Annotated in this window: 23 protein-coding genes; 8 read left to right on the top strand and 15 right to left on the bottom strand. The window is 68.9% G+C overall.

Annotated elements, in window-relative coordinates; translation table 11 throughout:
- Nucleotides 1–34: 34 nt before the first annotated feature.
- On the bottom strand, nucleotides 35–904 hold the full coding sequence (locus A6745_RS16020) for an amidohydrolase family protein (protein WP_066131289.1): 870 nt from the start codon (nucleotides 902–904) through the stop codon (nucleotides 35–37).
- Nucleotides 905–1012: 108 nt separating this feature from the next.
- Between A6745_RS16020 and A6745_RS16015 the strand changes: the two genes are divergently transcribed.
- Nucleotides 1013–1912 carry a LysR family transcriptional regulator gene (locus A6745_RS16015; RefSeq protein ID WP_066129127.1) on the top strand — a complete coding sequence of 300 codons (900 nt, stop codon included), beginning with the start codon at nucleotides 1013–1015 and terminating at the stop codon, nucleotides 1910–1912.
- Between the two features lie 14 nt (nucleotides 1913–1926).
- Here the strand turns inward: A6745_RS16015 and A6745_RS16010 are convergent, their stop codons facing one another.
- From A6745_RS16010 to A6745_RS16000, 3 genes are all read right to left on the bottom strand, one after another.
- Nucleotides 1927–2898 carry a Bug family tripartite tricarboxylate transporter substrate binding protein gene (locus A6745_RS16010; RefSeq protein WP_066129124.1) on the bottom strand — a complete coding sequence of 324 codons (972 nt, stop codon included), beginning with the start codon at nucleotides 2896–2898 and terminating at the stop codon, nucleotides 1927–1929.
- A 102-nt stretch (nucleotides 2899–3000) separates the two neighbouring features.
- On the bottom strand, nucleotides 3001–3924 hold the full coding sequence (locus A6745_RS16005) for an NAD(P)-dependent oxidoreductase (RefSeq protein WP_066129121.1): 924 nt from the start codon (nucleotides 3922–3924) through the stop codon (nucleotides 3001–3003).
- Nucleotides 3925–3980: 56 nt separating this feature from the next.
- A complete protein-coding gene (locus A6745_RS16000) occupies nucleotides 3981–4406 on the bottom strand; it encodes a carboxymuconolactone decarboxylase family protein (RefSeq protein WP_066129118.1) in 426 nt (141 codons plus the stop codon).
- A 263-nt stretch (nucleotides 4407–4669) separates the two neighbouring features.
- On the opposite strand from A6745_RS16000, the gene A6745_RS15995 reads away from it, so the two are divergent.
- Nucleotides 4670–5356, top strand: coding sequence for a GntR family transcriptional regulator (locus A6745_RS15995; protein ID WP_066129115.1), 687 nt, complete (start codon nucleotides 4670–4672; stop codon nucleotides 5354–5356).
- A gap of 385 nt (nucleotides 5357–5741) precedes the next feature.
- Entirely contained in the window at nucleotides 5742–6806 is a 1065-nt protein-coding gene (locus A6745_RS15990; protein WP_197488175.1) for a sensor histidine kinase, read from the top strand.
- Nucleotides 6807–6860: 54 nt separating this feature from the next.
- Here A6745_RS15990 and A6745_RS28740 read toward each other — a convergent pair whose 3' ends face one another.
- The 3 genes from A6745_RS28740 to A6745_RS15980 form a co-directional block, all read right to left on the bottom strand.
- Nucleotides 6861–7037 (bottom strand): hypothetical protein, encoded by a 177-nt coding sequence (locus tag A6745_RS28740; RefSeq protein WP_156513426.1) that lies wholly within the window; start codon nucleotides 7035–7037, stop codon nucleotides 6861–6863.
- 16 nt (nucleotides 7038–7053) lie between these two features.
- Nucleotides 7054–7500 (bottom strand): hypothetical protein, encoded by a 447-nt coding sequence (locus A6745_RS15985; RefSeq protein ID WP_197488174.1) that lies wholly within the window; start codon nucleotides 7498–7500, stop codon nucleotides 7054–7056.
- 140 nt (nucleotides 7501–7640) lie between these two features.
- Nucleotides 7641–8600 carry a GlxA family transcriptional regulator gene (locus A6745_RS15980; RefSeq protein ID WP_066129109.1) on the bottom strand — a complete coding sequence of 320 codons (960 nt, stop codon included), beginning with the start codon at nucleotides 8598–8600 and terminating at the stop codon, nucleotides 7641–7643.
- Between the two features lie 114 nt (nucleotides 8601–8714).
- On the opposite strand from A6745_RS15980, the gene A6745_RS15975 reads away from it, so the two are divergent.
- Nucleotides 8715–9356: an HD domain-containing protein gene (locus tag A6745_RS15975; RefSeq protein WP_066129105.1), complete on the top strand. Its 642-nt coding sequence runs from the start codon at nucleotides 8715–8717 to the stop codon at nucleotides 9354–9356.
- 59 nt (nucleotides 9357–9415) lie between these two features.
- Here the strand turns inward: A6745_RS15975 and A6745_RS15970 are convergent, their stop codons facing one another.
- Nucleotides 9416–10156, bottom strand: coding sequence for an SDR family NAD(P)-dependent oxidoreductase (locus tag A6745_RS15970; protein ID WP_066129102.1), 741 nt, complete (start codon nucleotides 10154–10156; stop codon nucleotides 9416–9418).
- Between the two features lie 99 nt (nucleotides 10157–10255).
- Here A6745_RS15970 and A6745_RS15965 point away from each other — a divergent pair, with 99 nt between their 5' ends.
- Nucleotides 10256–10864 carry a TetR/AcrR family transcriptional regulator gene (locus tag A6745_RS15965; protein WP_066131285.1) on the top strand — a complete coding sequence of 203 codons (609 nt, stop codon included), beginning with the start codon at nucleotides 10256–10258 and terminating at the stop codon, nucleotides 10862–10864.
- A 76-nt stretch (nucleotides 10865–10940) separates the two neighbouring features.
- Here A6745_RS15965 and A6745_RS15960 read toward each other — a convergent pair whose 3' ends face one another.
- The 7 genes from A6745_RS15960 to A6745_RS28735 form a co-directional block, all read right to left on the bottom strand.
- The gene (locus A6745_RS15960; protein WP_066129099.1) at nucleotides 10941–11435 is read right to left on the bottom strand and encodes an arsenate reductase ArsC; all 495 of its coding nucleotides are present in this window, start codon (nucleotides 11433–11435) and stop codon (nucleotides 10941–10943) included.
- A gap of 174 nt (nucleotides 11436–11609) precedes the next feature.
- Nucleotides 11610–12233, bottom strand: a complete 624-nt coding sequence (locus A6745_RS15955; protein ID WP_066129094.1) for an isochorismatase family protein — start codon at nucleotides 12231–12233, stop codon at nucleotides 11610–11612.
- Between the two features lie 31 nt (nucleotides 12234–12264).
- The gene (locus A6745_RS15950; RefSeq protein WP_066129091.1) at nucleotides 12265–13173 is read right to left on the bottom strand and encodes an ABC transporter permease; all 909 of its coding nucleotides are present in this window, start codon (nucleotides 13171–13173) and stop codon (nucleotides 12265–12267) included.
- Complete coding sequence (locus A6745_RS15945; RefSeq protein WP_066129088.1) at nucleotides 13170–14123, bottom strand: ABC transporter permease; 954 nt, start codon at nucleotides 14121–14123, stop codon at nucleotides 13170–13172. The genes A6745_RS15950 and A6745_RS15945 overlap by 4 nt, the downstream gene beginning before the upstream one ends.
- Nucleotides 14117–15103 (bottom strand): ABC transporter ATP-binding protein, encoded by a 987-nt coding sequence (locus tag A6745_RS15940; protein WP_066129085.1) that lies wholly within the window; start codon nucleotides 15101–15103, stop codon nucleotides 14117–14119. The genes A6745_RS15945 and A6745_RS15940 overlap by 7 nt, the downstream gene beginning before the upstream one ends.
- On the bottom strand, nucleotides 15100–16182 hold the full coding sequence (locus A6745_RS15935) for an ABC transporter ATP-binding protein (protein ID WP_066129082.1): 1083 nt from the start codon (nucleotides 16180–16182) through the stop codon (nucleotides 15100–15102). The genes A6745_RS15940 and A6745_RS15935 overlap by 4 nt, the downstream gene beginning before the upstream one ends.
- Before the next feature lie 101 nt (nucleotides 16183–16283).
- Nucleotides 16284–16445 carry a hypothetical protein gene (locus A6745_RS28735; protein ID WP_156513425.1) on the bottom strand — a complete coding sequence of 54 codons (162 nt, stop codon included), beginning with the start codon at nucleotides 16443–16445 and terminating at the stop codon, nucleotides 16284–16286.
- 21 nt (nucleotides 16446–16466) lie between these two features.
- Here A6745_RS28735 and A6745_RS15930 point away from each other — a divergent pair, with 21 nt between their 5' ends.
- The 3 genes from A6745_RS15930 to A6745_RS15920 are packed head-to-tail and all read left to right on the top strand — an operon-like array spanning nucleotide 16467 to nucleotide 20894.
- On the top strand, nucleotides 16467–18095 hold the full coding sequence (locus A6745_RS15930) for an ABC transporter substrate-binding protein (protein WP_197488173.1): 1629 nt from the start codon (nucleotides 16467–16469) through the stop codon (nucleotides 18093–18095).
- Between the two features lie 7 nt (nucleotides 18096–18102).
- Nucleotides 18103–19452: an amidase gene (locus A6745_RS15925; protein ID WP_082853109.1), complete on the top strand. Its 1350-nt coding sequence runs from the start codon at nucleotides 18103–18105 to the stop codon at nucleotides 19450–19452.
- A complete protein-coding gene (locus A6745_RS15920; RefSeq protein ID WP_082853108.1) occupies nucleotides 19449–20894 on the top strand; it encodes an MFS transporter in 1446 nt (481 codons plus the stop codon). Before A6745_RS15925 ends, A6745_RS15920 begins: the two co-directional genes overlap by 4 nt.
- Nucleotides 20895–20909: the final 15 nt, after the last annotated feature.

Here is a 20909-nt window from a genome sequence, read left to right as displayed (position 1 = left end):
CTCCTTGATCTTTTCTCGAAGCGTCCGCGGGGGGCTACGGCGCGAAGCGGTACAGCGTGTGCGGGTTGTCCACCAGGATGCGCCGCCGCATCCCGTCATCGGGACACAGGCGCAGGAAGGTGTTGAGCAGTTCGCCGTCGTCCGGCATGTCGCCCGCCACGTTGGGATGGGGCCAGTCGGTGCCCCACAGCAATTGGTCGGGCATCGCGTCCAGCAGCGCGGACACCAGCGCCTCGCCATCGCCGAAGGGGCGGGTGGCCAGGCTGGACACGCGGTCCAGGCCGGAGATCTTCACCCAGGCCCCCGGATGCCCTTGCAGCGCCAGCAGTGCCTGGAAGGCCTCGCTGGCGACGCCCTGCCCGGCCGCCACGCGGCCCATGTGATCGATCACGAACGGCACGCCCAGGGCGGCCAGCCGGGGCAACAGGCCGGGCAGCGAGGCCTGGTCGGAATGCACGCACAGGTGCCAGCCGAACGGCGCGATGCGCGGCGCCATGGCGGCCAGCTCATCCCATCCGCCGTTGGCCAGGTGAGCCACGAAGTTGTAGCGCACGCCGCGTACCCCCAGCCGGTCCAGCTCGGCGATGCGCGCGGTCGCCACATCCGGCGGCAGCAAGGCCACCGCGCGGTATTGGCCCTGCCCTTGCTCCAGCGCATCCAGCGTGGGCGCCAGCTCGTAGCCATGGCAGCCCGGGTGCACGATCACGCCGCGCGTGAAACCCAGTTGCCGGTGCAGATGGCGGGCCTGCGAGAACGGCGCATCCGGCGGCGTATAGGGGCGGCCTTCGGCATACGGAAACACGTGCGCCGGGCCGAACACATGGAAATGCGTGTCGCAGGCGCCCGCCGGCAGCGCCTGGCCGGGCGGGGTGATCGTGGCGAGCGGCGGTGCGCAATCGGGCATGGACGGCATCGGAGGGATTGGAATCCCTGCATCATCCGCACCGCGCGCCAGCCCGGCAATGGCGCAAAGCTGACTTCTGATATAGAAAAAACGTATACCATTGCGCGCATGGATCTCAAGCAAATCCGCTACTTCATCATGGCTTGCGAAATGCGCAGCCTGTCGCGCGCGGCCGACGTGCTGGGGCTGTCGCAGCCCTCGCTCAGCCGGCAGATCCAGCTGCTGGAAACCGAACTGCGCCATCACCTGCTGCTGCGCACCGGACGGGGCGTAGAACCCACGCCGGCGGGCCTGCGCTTCCTGGCGCACGCCAAGGCGCTGGATGCGCTGGCCCTGCACGCCAAGGACGACATGCGCGCCTACGCGTCCACCACGCAGGACAAGGTGCGGCTGGGCATGCCCCACCGGGTGGCGCGACGCCTGGCGCCGCACATCGTGCAGACCTTCCGCCGCCTGCATCCCGACGCCGCGCTGACGCTGGCCGAGGGCCTGAGTTCGGAGATGAACGAGTGGCTGGTGAAAGACCGCGTCGACCTGGCCCTGCTGTACGACCCGCCGCCCTCGTCGCTGGTGCGTTTCGAATCGGTGTACCGCGAAGACCTGGTGCTGGCCTACAGCAAGACGTGCCGGCCGCTGCCGCCGCCTCGCGTGCGGGCCCGCGACCTGAACCGCTATCCGCTGGTGCTGCCCAGCGCGCCCAACACCATCCGCATGCTGGTGGACAGGACCTGCCGCGAGCTGGACGTGACGCTGGACATCGTGGCCGAGGTGGACGTGGTGCACACCATCCTGCAGACCATGGCGCAGGACACGCTGTACACCATTCTTCCCAGGTCGGCGCTGCACGACATGCCGGGGCAGGACGCGCTGGGGTATTCGGAGATCGCCGAGCCGGTCATCATGAACAACCTGACACTGGCGCTGCCGGTGCGCGAACCGCTGCCGCCGCTGGTGGGCGCCACCGCGGCGATCATCCGGGGGTTGGAGATGGCGCGGCTGTTCGTCTGAGGGCCGGACGGCGCTCAGTTCACCGTCACGTTGGCCGCCTCGATCAGTTCCGCGAAGCGCGGCACGTCCTTGGCGATCAACGCCTGGAAAGCCGCCGATCCCCGCTCGCTGCCCGCGGGCGCCACCGCGGCCAGGTTTGCCAGCGAGGCGATCACCTCGGGATCCCGCAGCGCGGCGTCCAAGGCCTGCTCCAGCCGCGCGATCACGGACGCGGGCGTGCCTGCCGGGGCGGCGATGCCGTTCCACACGCTCAGGTCGAACTGCGGCACGCCCGCCTCGGCGAACGTGGGCACGCCGGGCAACTGCGGCAGCCGCTTGCCGGCGGCAACCGCCAGGGCCGTCACCCGGCCCGACGCGTGCAGCGGAATCATCGTGACCGTCTGGTCGATCACCGCGTCCACGGTGCCCGCCATCAGGTCCGCGATGGCCGGTCCCGCGCCGCGATACGGCACCTGAGTGCCCTGGGTGCGGGTCACGAACAGGAAGTTCGCCGCCGCGATGTGGCTGGTCGACCCCGAACCCGCATTGCCGAAATTCAGCGCATTGGGCCTGGCGCGCAACGTGTCCAGCATCTGCTTCACGCTGGTGATGCCGCTGGCCTTGCTGGCCGACAGCACCATCGGCACGGTGGCCACCAGCCCGATGCCCACCATGTCCCGGCGCGGGTCGAACTTCGACCGGGGATACAGCGACGGCGCGATCGCCAGCGAGCCCATGTTGCCGAAGGTGATGGTGTAGCCGTCGGGCGCGGCGCGCGCCACGCGCTGGTTGCCGATCATGGTGCCGCCGCCGCCCAGGTTCTCGACCACGAGGGTCTGGCCAAGGTTCCTGCCCATGGCGTTGGCGACGATGCGCGCCAGCCCGTCCGTCGAACCGCCCGGCGCATAAGGCACGACCATCGAAATGGCGCGCGACGGATAGTCCTGGGCCAGCGTGGGGCCGGCCGCCAGCGTGGCGCACAGCGCCAGCAAGGATAGTGATTTCATTGTCTGTCTCCCGGGCGCCGGCAAAGCCGCGCCCCTCGGCCTCACCGGGCCGATGTCTTGTCGTGATCGGATGACGGGCCAACCCGGTGGCCGGCCCGCCGGCTAGGACTGCCGCGTCTGGCGCGGCCGCAGTTCGATGCCCGCCAGGTGTTCGGACAGGCGCGCCACCGCGGTGTGGTCCTGCCCCTTGCCCAGCGATTTGCCGGCCGAGGCCCACATTTCGCGGCACAGCGCCGCGAACGGCGTCGGCGTGCCGGTGTCCTGCGCCATGCCCAGGGCGATGCTCAGGTCCTTGACCATCAGGTCCAGGCCGAAGCCGGAGTCGAAGGCGCGCGACAGCACGAACTGCTTGAACTTCTTCTGCGTGGAGTTGTTGGTGCCGGTCGAGGCATTCAGCACGTCGACGATCACCTCGGGATCCAGGCCGAACCGCTGGCCGATCAGCATGGCCTCGACGCCGATCAGGAAGCCGCCGGCCGACACCAGGTTATTGAGCGCCTTCATGGCATGCGCGCTGCCGACCGCGCCGGTATGCAGGACCGACGTGCCCATCGCCTGCAACACCGGACGCACGCGTTCCAGCGTGGCGGCCTCGCCGCCGAACATGATGGCCAGTTCGCCGGTGCGCGCGCGTGGCACGCCGCCCGAGACCGGCGCATCCACCAGTTCGCCGCCCGCCTCGGCCACGGCCCGCGCCAGGCGCTGGGTATGGGCGGGCACGCCGGAGCTCATCTCGATGATGACGGTGCCGGGCTGCATGCCCGCCAATACGCCGTCGGCCCCTTGCAGCACCGCCTCGACGATGGCGCTGGTCGGCAACATGGTGATCACCACGTCGCTCTGCGCGGCCAGTTCACGCCCGTTGGACGCGGCCTGGCCGCCGGCCTCTGTCGCGAAACGCGCGGCCTGTCCCGGCTGCGCGTCGCAGGCCGTGACGCCGTGGCCGGCCTGCAACAGGCGGCTGGCCATCGGCCACCCCATGCTGCCCACGCCGATGAAGCCGACCCGCACTGCCGCCGCGTTCATGGGATCACCTTCGTGCGGCGCACTCCGGTATGCGCCTCCGAGGCGCTCCGGCGCGCTCATTGCGGCCCCCGGGCGGGTTGTTCCTCGAACGCGCCCGCCTCCTCCAGCACGCCGTTGGCCACCTTGAAGGCGTCCAGGCCGGCGGGAATGCCGCAATACACCGTGGCGTGCAGCAGGATCTCCTTGATTTCGTCGGCCGTGACGCCATTGTTCAGCGCGCCTTTCACGTGCAGCTTGATCTCGGCCGGGCGGTTCAACGCCGTCAGCATCGCCAGGTTCAGCATGCTGCGCGTCTTCTTGTCCAGGCCGGAACGGCCCCAGGCATACCCCCAGCACCATTCGGTGGTGATGCGCTGGAAGGCCATCATGAAATCGTTGGCGCGCGCCAGCGAGCCGTCCACGTACTCGGCGCCCAGCACTTCGCGGCGCAGTTCCAGGCCCTGGTCGAACAGGGCCTGCACGGGGTTCTGCTTGTCTGCCATGGGATGTCTCCTTCAATTTTCGGTGGGATGGCGCGCGCGGACAGCCGCGGACGCAGCGATGCCGGACCTCTCGGTCGTCTCCGGTCTTTTTATATTGTCAGACAATCTGAATGTCAGTCAACTGAAAATGCGGACATACTGGCGTGACAACCGCGTCCCTGGAACCGGTGTGCCGCGGGATATAGTTCCGCCTTTGCCGCCGCGCGCGTGGCCGCTGGCCATGCCGCCCGCGCGCGCGGCCCGTTTCGCCAGCCGAGGATTTCATGGCCAAGCCGTCCGATTCCGTGTTCGAAAAGCCCAGCACCTTGCGTGCGCGGGTCGAGGACTATCTGCGCACTTCGATCATGCAGGGCCGGCTCAAGGGCGGCGAGAAGCTGCGCGAGATGGAACTGTGCGAGCAGTTGGGCATCAGCCGCCCCACCCTGCGCGAAGCCCTGCGCACGCTGGAGGCCGAGCGCCTGATCACCATCGAGCCGCATCGCGGCCCCACCGTGGCCACGCTGACGGCCAAGGCGGCGCGCGACCTGTATGCCTTGCGTGCCTTGCTGGAAGGCTATGCCGCGCACGAATTCGCGCGCCTGGCCAGCGAAGCCGACATCCAGAGGCTGCGCGCCACCGTCCAGGCCCTGCACCGCTGCGCCGCCCAGGCGGATCAAGGGGCGCTGCTGGCGGCCAAGCGCGCGTTCTACGACGTGCTGCTGGCCGGTTGCGACAACGAACTGGTCAAAGACATGCTGCCTGGCATGCTGTCGCGCATCAACCTGCTGCGCGCCACGTCGTTCTCCAGTCCCCGGCGCCTGCCGCGGAGCCTGGCCGAGATCGACCACCTGCTCGCCTGTATCGAACGGCGCGACGCGGCCGGCGCGCAGCAGGCCGCGCGAGACCACATCGCGAACGCCGAACGCGCCGCCCTCGAGGTGCTGCGCGAGCAGGACGCGAAACCGGCGTAGCCTTGTCCGTGCCTCCCTCATCGCACCGGGGGCTGGCCGCAGCGCACAAACGGACAAGCAGCGCACAAACGGACAAGCACCGCACAAACGGACAAGCACCGCACAAACGGACAAGCACCGCACAAATGGACAAGCACCGCACAAACGTCCAAGCGTAGCGGGGCTCGGCCGGATAGAGTGCAGCCCGTGAAGCGCGCGCCCGACACCCGGACGGCGCGCCTGACGTCCAGGAGGCGCGATGAGGTCATGCACAGCTATGCCGCCGGTGCGCTCCCGCAGGCGCGCACGCGCTGCCCTCGCGCGCGGGCCGCTGCACGGTCCGGGCGGCGACCGGCAACGCCAAGCCTTGCAGCCGGCGGCCCCGGCCCCTACGGCCGAATCCGCCTTGCTTTGCCTGTTCCCGCTCGAAGACGGATGGCACGGTTCGCCCAGCGCGGCGGACATGCTGGGCGGCATCCACCTGCCCACCACGCATCCCGAGCAACTGCTGGCGCTGGTCCACCAGGACGATCGCGCCGCCGTGGCGCGCGCCCTGGACCAGGCCCGGCTCGGCGCGCCCTGCATCGGCTTCTCGGCCCGGGTCGGCGCGCGGCGCGGCAGCCCGCGGCACCTGCGCTACGCCGCCCACGCGCGCCGCACGCCTGCCGGCACGCTGGAATACGTCGGCATCCTGCTCGACGAGACCGCGCAGATGCGCAGCAAGGAAGACCTGCGGCATCTGCAGGCACAGTTGGAGGCGTTGTCGCGCAGTTCGACCCTGGGCAAGCTGGCCGCGGCCATCGCCCACGAGATGCGCCAGCCGCTAGCCGCCATCGGCATCGGTGCGGGGGCGGCGCAGCGCTGGCTGGACCGCAGCCCTCCCGACTACGCCGAAGCCGCGTCATCGATGAAATCGATCCAGCGCGACAGTCTCCGCGCCCAGGGCGTGCTGGACAGCATCATGGCACTGGTGCAGCGCGGCAGCCCCACCTACCAGACGCTGCGGCTGCATACCCTGCTGGGCGATGCGCGCCTGCTGGTCCAATGGCTGGCCTCGGACAACGACGTGCGCATCGAGGCCGACGTGCCGCAGACGCTGCCCGCCGTGCAAGGCGATCCCATCCAGTTGCAACAGGTGCTGCTGAATCTGCTGATCAATGCCGTGCAGGCGGTGCGCGGCAACACGGGCCGGCAGGCGCCGCGCGTCGCGATCAACGGCCGGGTCGGCCCCGGCCGACGGCTGTTCCTGGACGTGAGCGACAACGGTCCCGGCATTCCCCCCGATCTGAAGGAACGGATCTTCGAGCCGTTCTTCAGCACGCGGCCGGAAGGCATGGGCATGGGATTGTGGCTGTGCCGCCGCATCGCGCTCGGGCACGGGGGTGAATTGCTGGTGGTGCCGGAAACGCCCGGCGCCACGCTAAGGCTGGTTCTTCCGGTTTCCAGATCGGGCGGCGCCGGCCAAGGCTAGACCGTGGCCGCGGCCACGAAGGCCGGGCACGCAGCGAGACGCCGCCCGGGCGGGTCAACGGAAGATGTCGACCATCATGCCGGTACCGGCGCCGATCATGGCGCCGGCCGAGCCGTCGCCGCCCGAGGCACGATCCACGCCGCCGCCGATCAGGCCGCCGGCCGCCGTGGCACAACCGTTCAGGACGACAACCAGGGCAATCGCCGCGAGTTTGCAGGCAGTCTTTCTCATAGCGTTCTCCTTGAGATTACTTGGAGGATTGTTCAACCAGATCGCGCCACACCACGCCCATGACGGGCGCGCCCATCTTGTCGGGATTGGCGCCGTACCAGGCGGTGATGCGTTCGGAGGCCTGCCACAGATTCATCTTCTGCAGCGTTTCCGTGATCTGCGTGCCCGCGCCGGGCGCCGCCTGGTTGTGCCGCTTGGCGTAGGCCGCCTCGGCCACGATCATGTTGGCCATGCCGATCAGGAAAGCGCGGCGCTCCTCGGCGCTGGCGGCCATCCAGCCCTTGCCGTCCACCACGATGGGGCTGCGCGCGGGCTTGCCGCTGGCGCTGGTGACCGGCGCGGTCTGCTGGGTGGCGCTGCCGCCCGAGTTCTCGCCCCGGGTCTGCATCTGTTGAGCATGGGCTGTTCCCAGCGCCGCTGCCATCAGCAGCGGAATCATCAGGCCTTGAAAACGCTTGTGCATGGATAGTTCTCCGTCAGAAAGTCCGGCTCGGGCGCGGGTGGCCTTGACCTTTGTTGTTCGTTGCGGAATCTGGCAAAACCATCTTACCCACGCAGGCGTAAGCAAGGGATGAGCGTTCGTAAGCAGGTGCTGCGTAGGTATCAGGGCGATTTGCCGTGATGTTTGCGATATTCCGCCGGGCTCACGCCGACGTGCCGGGCGAATGCGCGGCGCAGCGTATCCGCATTGGCGAAGCCGCAGCGATCCGCCACCGCCTTGGGCGCCACGCCCTGCTCCAGCAAGGTCCGCGCGGCGGCCACGCGCGTCATTTCGACCCAGGCCGCCGGCGTCATGCCGACTTCGGCGAGGAACAGCCGCGCGAAGTGCCGCGGGCTCATTCCCGCATGGTCCGCCAGGGCCTGGACCGACAACGGCAAGGCGGGATGGGCGGCTACCCAGCGCTGCACTTCCTGCAGCACGGTGCGTCCGACGGGTCTCGCCTGTCCCGTGCGGCTGAACTGCAGTTGTCCGCCGGGACGCTTGAAATACATGACCAGTTGGGATGCAACACGCGCAGCGATCTCGCGGTCCAGGTCTTCCTCGATCAACGCCAAGGCCAGATCCATGCCCGCCGTGACCCCGGCCGCGGTGCGCAATTTGCCGTCGCGGACGTACAGCGCGTCTTCTTCGACCGTCGCGCCGGGACAGGCGGCGGCCAGCGCCCGCGCAGCGGCCCAATGCGTCGTGACGCGCCGCCGCTCCAGCAGGCCCGCGGCCGCCAGAGGAAACGCCCCGGTACAAATCGACCCATAACGCCTGGACCGGGAGGCCGCGTCCCGCAGCCATTGCGCCACGCCGTTGCTCAATACCGAGTGCATGGCATGCGGGGCGCCGGCGACGAGCAAGGTGTCGATGGCGGGACACGCCGCTCCCACCACCATGTCGGGCAGCAGGCGAACCCCGGACGAGCTGCGCACGGGCCCCGGCTCGCAGGCCGCGACGCGCAGCGAATAAACGGCGCGCCCCGTCTCGGCATTGGCCTGCGCGAACACGTCCAGGGGGCCGGACACGTCCAGCAGTTGCACGCCGGGCAGCGCGAGGATGACGATGGTGCGGGTCATGGTGCGTATGTCGCTCGCTCACGCAAAATGGCAGTATATGACGTATCCAGTCAGTTAGAGACGGAAGGCTGAAGACCCAGAATGGGTCCTTCTTTTCTCACCTGGATTCCAACCATGCGTTTCGACGTCGACGGCATCGGCATTCCCGACAGCCAGCTTGCCCGCGAGATCACCGAGCTGGTGCGCGATACGGCTTCACCCCTGCTCTTTCATCATTCGAGCCGGGTCTATTATTTCGGCGCCCTGGCGGGCAAGCGCCGCAGCCTGGCCTTCGATCCCGAACTGCTCTATTGCGGCTGCATGTTCCACGACCTGGGCCTGACGCACCGCCACAGCAGCGCCTGCGAACGCTTCGAGGTGGACGGCGCCAACTGCGCGCGCGACTTCCTGAGCGCGCGGGGCATTGCGCAGCAGGACATCGATACCGTGTGGACGGCGATCGCCCTGCACACCACGCCGGGCATTCCGCAGCACATGCATCCCGTCGTGGCGCTGGTGACGGCCGGGGTGGAGATGGACGTGCTCGGCCTGAGCTATCCGGACTACACCGACGCGCAGCGCGAGGCCATCGTGGCGGCGCATCCGCGCGGCGGCCGGTTCAAGGAAGACATCATCCAGGCCTTCTACGACGGCATCCGCCACAAGCCCCGCACGACATTCGGCAACGTGAAGGCGGACGTCATCGCCGACAAGGACCCGGCCTTCCAGCCAGGCAACTTCTGCGACGTGATCCGCCGATCGGCATGGGATGCCTGACATGCCGGCGGCGTGGCCCGTGAACCCGGGCTGCGCGGCTCATGCCGCATCCGGCGCCATCAGGCGTTGGCGCCGCCGTCCACCGTCAGCCCCGCCCCGTTGATCGACCCGGCCTGCGGGCCGGCGACGAAAGCCACCAGCGCCGCCACGTCTTCCGCCTTGCCATAGCGCTTGATCGCCATGCGCTGGGCCTGCTGCGCGGCCTGCGGACCGTCGGCCGGATTCATGTCGGTATCGGTGGAGCCCGGATGCACGAGGTTCACGGTGATGCCGCGCGGCCCCAGGTCGCGCGCCAGGCCCTGCGTCCAGCCGATCAGCGCGGATTTGCTCAGGGCATAGAGACTGACGCCGGCCTCCGGCACGCGGGTGGCCAGGTTGCTGCCGATGGACACGATGCGCCCGCCCTCGGGCAGATACGCCAGGGCGGCATGGGAGGCCAGCACGACGGCGCGTACGTTCACGGCCAGCACTTCGTCCACCTCTTGCACCGTCAGGCCCTCGATGGGCCCGCCACGGAAGATGCCCGCATTGTTGACCAGGATGTCCAGGCCGCCCAGTCCGGAAGCGGCCTGGTCGACCGCCTGCCTGCCCGAGGCCGGGTCGGCGGCGCTCATGCGCACGATGGCCGCGTGCCGCCCGGTCTGTCGAAGCTCGGCCGCCAGGGTTTCGGCGGCCTGGGCCGACCGTTCATAGCCGATGGCGACGTCCGCGCCCTCGGCGGCGAGGCGGCGCGCGATGGCCGCGCCGATGCCCCGGCTGGCGCCGGTGACGAATGCTTTTTTCCCAGCGAGTGACGACATGGCAAACTCCCTTCTTCAAGTGATCGATATGGTTCGGAATGCAGGCTGGCCAGCCGTGGCACGAATTATATAATGATCGTTAAATAAATGGAGCACATCATGGCCGAACGTGGGCGCCCACGCGCTTTCGACCGCCAGCAGGCGCTTTGCCGCGCCATGGAGATCTTCTGGGAACGTGGCTACGAAGGCACGTCGATGGCCGAGCTGACGGCGGCCATGGGCATCGCGGCGCCCAGCCTGTATGCGGCGTTCGGCTCGAAGGACGGACTGTTCCGCGAGGCCCTGGCCTTGTACGTGACGGCGGAAGGCGCGGAGATCCGACAGGAAGTGCAGCGGGCCCGTTCGGCCCGCGAGGCCGTCGAAGCCCTGCTGATGGGCTCGGCGCGCGTCTATACGCGTCAAGGCAGGCCGAACGGCTGCCTGGTGGTGTTGTCGGCCCTGCAGGCCAATGGGGGCAACGAGGCCGTGCGCGCCGAACTGTCGGACATGCGCATGCAGAACATCGGCCTGTTGGCCAACCGCCTGGCGGCCGCCATGGAAACGGGCGAGATCGCCCGCCAGGCCGATCCGCAGGTCATTGCACGCTTCTACGTCACCGTGCAGCAAGGCATGTCGATCCAGGCGCGCGATGGCGCCAGGCAGGCGGAACTGGAAGCCGTCGCGCAGGCGGCGCTGGCCGCGTGGCCCGCGCTGGTATCCGCAGGGTAAGCAAAGGACGTCGGCCTTTCCAAGGGCGGATCCGAGGTGATCCGCCCTTGGCCCGGCTCAGGGCTAGCCGCCCGGCTTACGACTTGCCGATGTCGTGCAGTTCGCGCTGCATCGACATGGCGTCCAGGCTGGCCATGGGCAGCGACAGGAACAGCTCGATGCGGCGCTTGATGATGACGGCGGCGTCCTGGAAGGCGCGCATGCGCACTTCCTCCGAGCCTTCGACCGCCGCCGGGTCGGGCACGCCCCAGTGCGCCGACATGGGCTTGCCGGGCCACACGGGGCAGGCTTCGCCGGCGGCGCTGTCGCACACGGTGATGATGAAATCGACGGCAGGCGCATCGGCCTGCGCGAACTCGAGCCAGCTCTTGCTGCGATAGCCCGTGGCGGGCATGCGCAGGCGTTCCAGCGTGGCCAAGGCCATGGGGTGCACTTCGCCCCTTGGGTGGCTGCCGGCGGAATGGGCCACGAACCGGCCGCGGCCCATCCCGTTGAGCAGGCCCTCGGCCAGGATGGAGCGGGCGGAATTGCCCGTGCAAACGAACAGCACGTTGTAGATTTTTTCCGACATGGGAAACCTCGGCTTCAGGATTTTTTCGGTAAGTACCCGCCGCCGGGGCGCAGCAATGTCGCAGCCGGGCGGCTTGCGACATTGAAGACCTAAATGTTTGCAAATGTGTGGACGTTTTTGCAGAAGCAGACCGAAGTCCGGAATATTTCGTAATCCGGTCCCGGCCAAGCCATATCAGGCGGCCTGCGCCACCTTCAGGTGCGACAGGGCTTCGTCCAGCCCGATCACGTCGGCGTACTTCTGCTGCATGTCGAACAGATTGGCCTCGTGCGGCGCCTGCGCGCGGTCGCCCACGCAATCGCGCACCACGATGGGCCGCAGGCCGTATGCCGAGGCGTCGCACACACTGGCGCGCACGCAGCCGCTGGTGGTGCAGCCGGTGACCAGCAGGGTGTCCACCCGCAAGCCCATCAGCCACGAGGCCAGCGTCGTGCCGAAGAAAGCCGAGCCATGGCGCTTGATCGACACGTATTCGCCTTCGATGGGAGCCACGCGCGGCACGAACTGGGCGTCGGGCGAATCCTCGGTGATGCTCCGCAGCGTCGGCACCTTCATGCCGAAGGTGCCGATGTCCGTGCCGCCCGGCGCGCTGACGAAGCGCACGTGCGCCACCGGGATGCCGGCCTGGCGCGCGGCCTCCAGCAACACGCCGGTTGCGGCGATGGCCTCGTTGATGTTGTAGCCGCCCAGCTTGTCTTCCCGGGTGTAGCCCCTCTGGAAGTCGATGATCAGCATGGCGGTGGCCGAGCCGAAGCCCAGTGTCTGGCCGAATGCCTGCCGTTGATAGATGTCGGACATGCGCTTTCCTGTAGAGACGAGGAAGAAGGGATCAGCGGCGGACTTCCATGGCCCCGCGCAGGCCATCGCTCAGCATGTTGAAGCACAGGCTGGTCAGGAAGATGCACAGGCCCGGCAGCAGCGTGACCAGCGGCTGGCTGTAGATGGCCGAACGCAGCGTGTTCAGCATCAGGCCCCACTCGGCTTCGGGCGGCCGGGTGCCCAGCCCGAGGAAGGACAGGCCGGAGGCCAGGATCATGGCCACGCTGACCAGGCTGGTGGTATAGGTGAAAATGGGCCCTGTCACGTTGGGCAGCACGTGCGTGCGCATGATCGACAGCGCCCCGGCGCCGCTGGAGCGCGCGGCGTCGATGTAGTCGTGGTTGCGCACCGCCGTCGTGGTGGTTTCGGCCACGCGGATGATCTGCGGCACGAACACCAGCGTCAGCGACAGCATGGCGTTGAAGATGCCCGGCCCCAGCGCGCCGCTGATGGCCACCGCCAGCAGCACCGACGGAAAGGCGTAGAACACGTCGGTGGTGCGCATGATCACCATGTTCACCCAGCCGCCCGCGTAGCCGGCGACGATGCCCAGCGTGGAGCCGATCAGGCAGGCGATCAGCACCGGCACGATGCCCAGGAACCAGGACAGCCGGCCGCCATACAGCAGGCGCGACAGCAGGTCCCTGCCCAGTTCGTCGGTGCCCAGCAGGTGTCCGGGCGTGCCCACGGGTTTCAGGCGCATCGCCATGCTGCCCTGGTACGGATCGTGCGGAGCCAGCAAGGGCGCCAGCAGGATGGCCAGCAGGATCAGCCCCAGCACGGTGGCGCACACCATCGAGGTCTTGTCGCGGCGCAGCCGGCGGGCCACGCCGCGCCAGTAGCCCTGCCCGCGCACGGGCGTGGCCGGCGCGGCGGGCGCCGCGCGCAGGACGGAAGTCGTCAGGTCTAGGGTCGTCATGCGCGGCGGATCCTTGGGTCCAGAGTGGTCTGCAACAGGTCCACCAGCAGGTTCAGCGCCACGAATACGAGCGCCAGAATCAGGATGGTGCCTTGCAGGACCGGAATGTCGCGCTGGAAGATCGCGCGGTTGAGCAGCAGGCCGGTGCCCGGCCAGGAAAACACGGTCTCGACCAGGATCGAGCCGCCCATCAGATACCCCAGTTGCAGCGCCATGATGGCGGCCACGGCCGGGGCCGCGTTCTTGGCGATGTGCACCGCGATGCGGCGGCGGCTCAGGCCCTTGCCGCGCAGGGTCGTGGTGAACTCCTGCGCCATCACGTCGACCACCACGCCGCGCACCGTGCGCGTGATGATGCCCATCGGGATGATGGCCAGCGTCAGCGCCGGCAGCATCATGAAGCGCAGATGCGCCCAGTCCCAGGCCCAGTTCTGCGAGCCCCCGGCTCCGGCGCCCATCGACGGCAGCCACATCAGCTTGACGCTGAACAGCACCACCAGCAGCATGCCCAGCCAGTAATGGGGCACCGACACGCCGCCCGCGGCGAAGGCCGACAGCGCCTTGTCCAGCCAACTGCCGCGCCACACGGCGCAGGCGGTGCCCAGCAAGGTGCCCGCCAGAAAGCCCAGGAACGCCGCCACCACCGACAGGCGCAGCGTGTTGACGAAGGCCTTGAACAGGTCCTCCGCCACCGGCCGCCCCGTGGCCAGCGAGGTGCCCAGGTCGCCCTGCGCCACGCGCGACAGCCACAGGCCGAACTGCGTGGTCAGCGGCTCGTCCAGGCCATACTGCTTGCGGATCTCCTGCACGACCTCCTGCGGCGCGTCGGGCGAGACGATGGCGTTGACCGGGTCGCCGGGCGCGATGTGGGCCAGCATGAAGCACACCAGGCCCACGGCCAGCGCGATGGGCAGCGCGTAGAAAACGCGGCGCAACAGATACTTCAGCATGGCAGGGCCTCCTGTTCCGTCAGGCGTATGCAACGGGCCGCGCGGCCGGCGGCCAGCGTATGCAGTTCGGGCACGGCGGCCAGGCATTCCGGCGCGGCGCGCTCGCAGCGGGCCGCGAAGGCGCAGCCCTCGGGCAAGGCGTCCAGACGCGGCGGCGCGCCGGGAATGACGGTCAGGCGCTGCCCGCGCAGCCCGGCATGTACCGTGGCGCCCAGCAGCCCCTGCGTGTAGGGATGCAGCGGCGCGCGCAGGATGTCGCGCACGCCGCCCTGCTCCACGATGCGTCCCGCGTACATCACGGCGATACGGTCGGAGATCTCGCTGGCCACGCCCAGGTCGTGCGTGACGAAGATGATGGCCATGTCCATCTCTCGCTGCAGTTCGCGCAACAGCAACAGGATCTGGATCTGCACGGTGGCGTCCAGCGCAGTGGTGGGCTCGTCGGCCAGAAGCAGGCGCGGCCGGCACGCCAGGGCCATGGCGATCATGGCGCGCTGCCGCAGCCCGCCCGACAGTTCGTGCGGAAACGCGGCCAGGCGCCGCGCGGCGGAAGGCACCTGCACCAGTTCCAGCAGCTCCAGCGCCCTGGCCCGGCCTTCGCGCCAGCTCTTGCCCTCGTGCCGCACCACGCTCTCGGCGATCTGGTCGCCGATGGTGAACACCGGGTCCATCGCGCTCATGGGCTCCTGGAAGATCATCGACACCACGCCGCCACGCAAGGCATTCATCGTGCGCTCGGGCGCGGTGACGACGTCGTGGCCGTCCAGGCGCAGGGTGCCGCTCATGCGCGTGCTGCGGGCCGGATTCAGGCGCATCAGCGCGCGCAGCGTCACCGACTTGCCCGAGCCCGACTCGCCCAGCAGGCACAGCGCGTCGCCCGCCGCCAGCGAGAACGTCACGCCGTTGACGGCCCGCACGACTCCATCGGGGCTGTGGAAGCCGACCCGCAGGTCGGCTACGTCCAACAAGGGTTCCGTCATGCCGCCCTCGCCAGGAAAGCCGCGGGCTGGCCATGGCCGCTGGCGGCGTCCGCGCGCAGACAGGCCACCTCGTGCCAGGACTGGCCGGCCGGGATCAGCGCGGGCTCGCGCGCGGAGCACACCGGCTCGGCATAGCCGCAGCGCGTGTGGAAGCGGCAGCCCGGTGGCGGATCGATGGGATTGGGCGGATCGCCCGACAGCGGCGCGATGGTGCGCCGCTGGTCGGGATCCATCGACGGTCGGCTGGACAGCAAGGCGCTCGTGTAGGGATGCGCGGGCCGCTCGTAGATTTCCCGCACGGGACCGATCTCCGCCACCTTGCCCAAGTACATGACCAGTACGCGGTCGGCCAGGTACTGCACCACGTTCAGGTCGTGGCTGATGAACATATAGGTCAGGCCGTACTGCGCCTTCAGGTCCGCCAGCAGATTCAGCACCTGCGCCTCGACCGACTTGTCCAGCGCCGACACGGGTTCGTCCAGGATGAGCAGGCGCGGCCGCAGGGCCAGCGCCCGGGCGATGTTCACCCGCTGGCGCTGGCCGCCGGACAGTTCGTGCGGAAAGCGGCGCGCATATTGCACGGGGGACAGGCCGACGGCGTCCAGCAGTTCGTGCGCCGTCTGCAACGCGGCGCGGCGGCGCACGCCATGCACCCGCGGCGCATACGCGATGGTGTCCTCGATGGTCAGCCTCGGGTTCAGCGAAGCGTAGCTATCCTGGAACACCATCTGCACCTGTCGGCGGTACTCCTTCAACGACAGTCCGCGTATGCCGCCCACCGGCTGGCCGTCGAATACCAGTTCGCCCGCCGTGGGCTGCGTCAGCGCCATGATCAGCCGCGAGGTGGTGGACTTGCCGCATCCCGACTCCCCGACGATGCCCAGCGTCTCGCCCTTGACCACATCGAAGCTGACGCCATCCACGGCGCGCACCGCCCGGCCCGCGCCCGATGGCAACGGAAAGTGCTTGGACAAGCCACGCACGGACAGCAAAGGCTGCGCGGGACCGCCCACGTCGGGCAAGGGCGCAAGCCCGTCGCGCGGCGGAGGCGCCACGCTGGCCGGCGTCGCATAAACCATCGCATTCCCCTTAGTATTTTCTGAAAATTAGTACGTACAACATTCTGATCGCAATGCAGCAAAGGCAGCAATAGCGAAATCCCTATATCGCGCGGAATTCTTCATTTTTCCCCATAAAAGTGCCAAGTTGCACCAAAATACGCCATTTGCACCAGCGATGTGCGGCGCCACGGATTCTCAGAAAATCCCCAAATTTCCTTTGCAAAAGTTGTACGCACATCTTTATCATGACCAAGCCGGCAATCACCGGTCATCAATGCCAAAACACTTCTTGGGGAATCCGCATGCCGATCGACAATCGCCGGCGACAAGTCCTGGGCGGCATCGCCGCCGCCGCTTTCGCACCCGCCCTGCTGCGCTCGCAATTGGCCCACGCGCAAACGTCCTCCGGCACCCTGCGTGTCGGCATGACGGTAGCCGCCGTGCCCAATTCCAACGGCGCGCCCGACCAGGGGGGCGAAGGCCTGCGCTTCATGGGCATCACGCTGTACGACCAATTGCTTGCATGGGACCTCTCCAGCGCGGACAAGCCCGCCGTGCTGCGCCCCTGCCTGGCGCAGGCCTGGCACAACGATCCCGCCAACCGCAAGCGCTGGATCTTCGAGATCCGCCAGGGCGTCAAATTCCACGACGGCCATGAACTGACCGCGCAGGACGTGGTGTTCAGCTTCGACCGCGCCTTCAAGCGCGACGCGCCCTGGTTCGACCAGCGCGCCTACAGCCAGATGCTGCCGCAGGTGCCCAACATCGCCGCCTGGGGCGCCTCCGATGCCAGGACCTTCTGGATCGAGACCGGCGTGATCGACGGCGCGCTGCCCTACTCGCTGACCTGGCTGGGCATCGTGCACCAGGGCGCGTGGGAGGCCGCCGGCAAGGACTGGAACGCCTACATGAAGAAGGCGGTGGGCACCGGGCCCTGGAAGCTGCAGGCCTTCGAACCCGCCGAGCACTGCACGATGACGCGCAACGAGGCGTACTGGGACCGCGCGCGCGTGCCGCATTGCCAGAAGCTGGTGCTGATGCCGATTCCCGACGCAAACACGCGCGCCGCGGCGCTGCAATCCGGCCAGGTCGATTTCATCGAGGCGCCAGCGCCCGACATGGTGGACATGCTCCGCGCGAACGGTTTCCAGATCGTCACCAACATCTATCCGCACAATTGGATGTGGTTCCTGTCGCAGACGCCCGACTCGCCCTGGCGCGACGAGCGCGTGCGCAAGGCCGCCAACCTGGGCATCGACCGCGCCGGCCTGAAGGCGCTGCTGGGCGGGCTGATGCTGGAAGGCGCGGGCGTGGTGCCGCCGGGCCATCCCTGGTACGGCAAGCCGACCTTCAAGCTGGAGCACAATCCCACGCAAGCCAAGCGGCTGCTGGCCGAGGCCGGCTACAGCCCGGCCAAGCCGCTGCGCACCAAGGTCGCCATCTCCAGCAGCGGATCGGGCCAGATGCAGCCGCTGCCCATGAACGAATTCATCCAGCAGAACCTGCGCGCCATCGGCATCGAGGTGCAGTTCGAGGTGTTCGAATGGCAGGCGCTGATCGAGGCCTGGAAGGCCGGCGCCGGCGCGCCCGCCAGCCGCGGCTGCACCGCGATGAACATCTCGCAGGGGCCGTTCGACCCGTTCCGCGCTTTCGCCCGCATCCTGCAGACCAACATGGCCGCGCCCGCGGGCGTGAACTGGAGCCGCTTCAGCGATCCCGAACTGGACAAGCAGTTCGCCGCCGCGCAGCAGGAAACGGACACCGCCAAGCAGGATGCGATGCTGGCCGCCATCCACGGCCAGGTCGTGGACCGCGCCCTGTTCCTGTTCGCCGCGCACGACCTGAATCCGCGCGCCCTGGCGCCCAACGTCAAGGGCTTCGTGCAGGCCCAGTCGTGGTTCCAGGACCTGACGCCCATCTCCATTGCCTGAGCCATCCATGACAGATTCATTGGTAACACGCACCCAGGCCTGCCTGGACGCCATCGAACAGGACAACGCCGCGCTCAAGGCGATGATCAGCATCAATCCGGCGGCGCTGGACGAGGCGCGCGCCGCCGAAGCCGACGCCGCGCGCGGCCATGGCCCGGCCGGGGGCCTGGTCGTCAGCCTGAAGGACAACATCGACACGGCCGGCCTGCGCACCACCATGGGCTCGGCGTTCTACGCCGACCATGTGCCGCAACGGGATGCGCCAGTCACCCTCCGCCTGCGCGAGGCTGGCTGCGTCATCGTCGGTAAAGCCAATCTGCATGAGTTCGCCTTCGGCGGCACCACGCAGAACCCGCACCACGGCCTGGGCCGCAATCCCTGGAACCGCGACGCGATTCCGGGCGGATCCAGCGGCGGCTCGGGCTCGTCGGTGGCGGCCGGCATGTGCGAAGTGTCCCTGGGCACCGACACGGGCGGCTCGATCCGCATTCCCGCCGCGCTGAACGGCGTGGCGGGGCTGCGCCCCACGCACGGCGCCGTGCCCAACACGGGCTGCTATCCCGTGAGCGCGGCCTACGACACCATCGGGCCGCTGGCCCGCACGGTGGCCGACGTGGCGCGCGTGCACGAGATCATCGCCGGACACGACGCGGGCGACGACTGCTGCCCGCCCCGGGACACGCCCAGCTGGGTACAGGCCTATCTGCGCGGCGTGCGCGGCCTGCGCATCGGCGTGCCCGAGGCCTGGTGCTATGCCGAGGTCGATCCCGAGGTGCTGCGTCTGGTGAAGGATGCCGTGCGCGTGCTGGCCGACCTGGGCGCGGACGTGCAGCGCATCGAACTGCCGGAAGCGCCAGATGCCCAGCAAGCCCTGATGCCCATGGTGCATGCCGATGCGGCCACCGTGCACGCGGCGCGCCTGGAAAGCGAGCCCGGCCGCTTCGGCGCCGATGTGCTGGGCCGGCTGCAGGTGGGCGCGGCGGTGACCGGCCCTCAGTACGGCGCGCACCTGCGCTTCAAGGAGCGCTGGCTGCGCCGCCTGGAAGACACTTTCCGGCAGGTCGACGTCATCCTGACGCCCACCTGCCCGGTCACCGCGCCGCTGGCCGGCGATTCGCAGCGCATGCTGGAGACCACGCGCGGCCTCAGCCGCTTCACCTACGCGTGGTCATTGGCGGGCACGCCCGCGCTGTCCGTGCCGGTGGGCTTCGCCGCCAACGGCATGCCGGCCGCCATGCAACTGGTGGCGCCGCGCTGGCACGATGCGCGGGTGCTGGGGCTGGGCGCACGCTACCAGCAGGCGACCGACCACCATCTGCGCCGCCCCGGCCAGGCCAGCGGAGCTGCCCGGCCGTGAGTGCGATCCTGCAGTCCGAACCCGCCGAGCAATATGGCTGGCGGGTTCTTTCGGTGACCACGCTTGGCGTGATGCTGTGCTTCATCAACGCCAGCACGCTCAACGTGGCGCTGCCCATGGTGGCGGACGACTTGAACGCCTCGCCCGTCCAGGCCAGCTGGATCCTGTTGAGCTACATGCTGCTGACCACGGTGCTGATCCTGGTGTTCGGCCGCCTGGCCGACCTGCTGGGCCGCAAGCGCCTGTACCTGGCGGGCCTGGCCGTGCTGGTGGCCGGCAGCGTGGGCTGCGGCCTGTCGCAGAGCGCCGGCATGTTGCTGGTCTTCCGCTGCGTGCAGGCCATCGGCGCCGCCGCGGTCATCACCAACACCACGGCCTTGCTGGCCGACGCCTTCCCCGTGCACAAGCTGGGCCTCGGCCTGGGGCTGAACGCCACCATCTCGGCCGCGGCGCAGAGCATGGGGCCGGTCATCGGCGGCGTGCTGGTGGACAGTTTCGGCTGGCGTTCCATCTTCCTGATCAATCTGCCGCTGGGCGCGCTGGCGCTGGCCTGGGCGGGCCATACGCTGCGCCAGACCTCCTTCACGCACAACGAGCGTTTCGACGTGGCCGGCGCCGGCCTGTCGATGGCGGGCGTGGCCGGCCTGGTCTACGCCCTGTCGATGGGAGGGCCGAACGGCTGGCTCGACACGCACGTCCTGGCGGGCGCGGCCGTCGGCATCATTGGCATGACGGCGTTCGTTTACAGCCAGCGCCGGCGCGATCATCCGCTGGTCGACCTCAGCCTGTTCGACGACTCCATGCGCAGCGCCTCGTATGCCTGCGTGATGCTGATCTCGATGGCGAACGTGTCGACCATCCTGCTGGTGTCGCTGTACCTGCAGGCCGCGCACGGCTACGACGCGGTGTCCGCGGGGCTGGCCGTGGCGCCCACGCCGGTGGGCATGATGCTGGCCTCGCCCCTGTCGGGCCGCCTGATCGGCCGCCACTCGCACCTGACGCTATGCCTGTGGGGCCTGGGCTTCGCGGCCGTGGGCGTGCTGATGCTGGCCTGCGTGACCGGCCTGCCGGATCCCTATGCCTGGATGGCGCCCGCGCTGTTCTGCGTCGGCGTCGGCAACGGCCTGTTCCTGACGCCGAACAACAGCGGAATCATGCAGGGCGTGCGCCCGGGCCGGCGCGGTATCGCCAACGGCATCCGCTCCGCCCTGCAGAACACGGGGCTGGTCGTCGGCACGGCGCTGGCCTTGAGCATCGCCACCGCGCCCCTGTCGCATGCCAGCCAGAAGGCCGCCTATGCCGGCCGCCTGTCCATGGTGTCGCAGGGCGAGGTGCATGCCTTCACGGGCGGCTGCCGCACGGCGTTCGCCGTGCTGTTCCTGCTCTGCTCCACCGCCATTGCCGTTCTCCTGTGGGCGCGCGACCGCAACCGCGCCGCCTGACGCCATTCACTACCC

Source organism: Bordetella ansorpii (assembly GCF_900078705.1).
GTDB lineage: Bacteria > Pseudomonadota > Gammaproteobacteria > Burkholderiales > Burkholderiaceae_B > Bordetella > Bordetella ansorpii_A.
The sequence above is the reverse complement of the archived record's forward strand: the minus strand, read 5'-3'. Positions and strand labels throughout refer to the sequence as shown.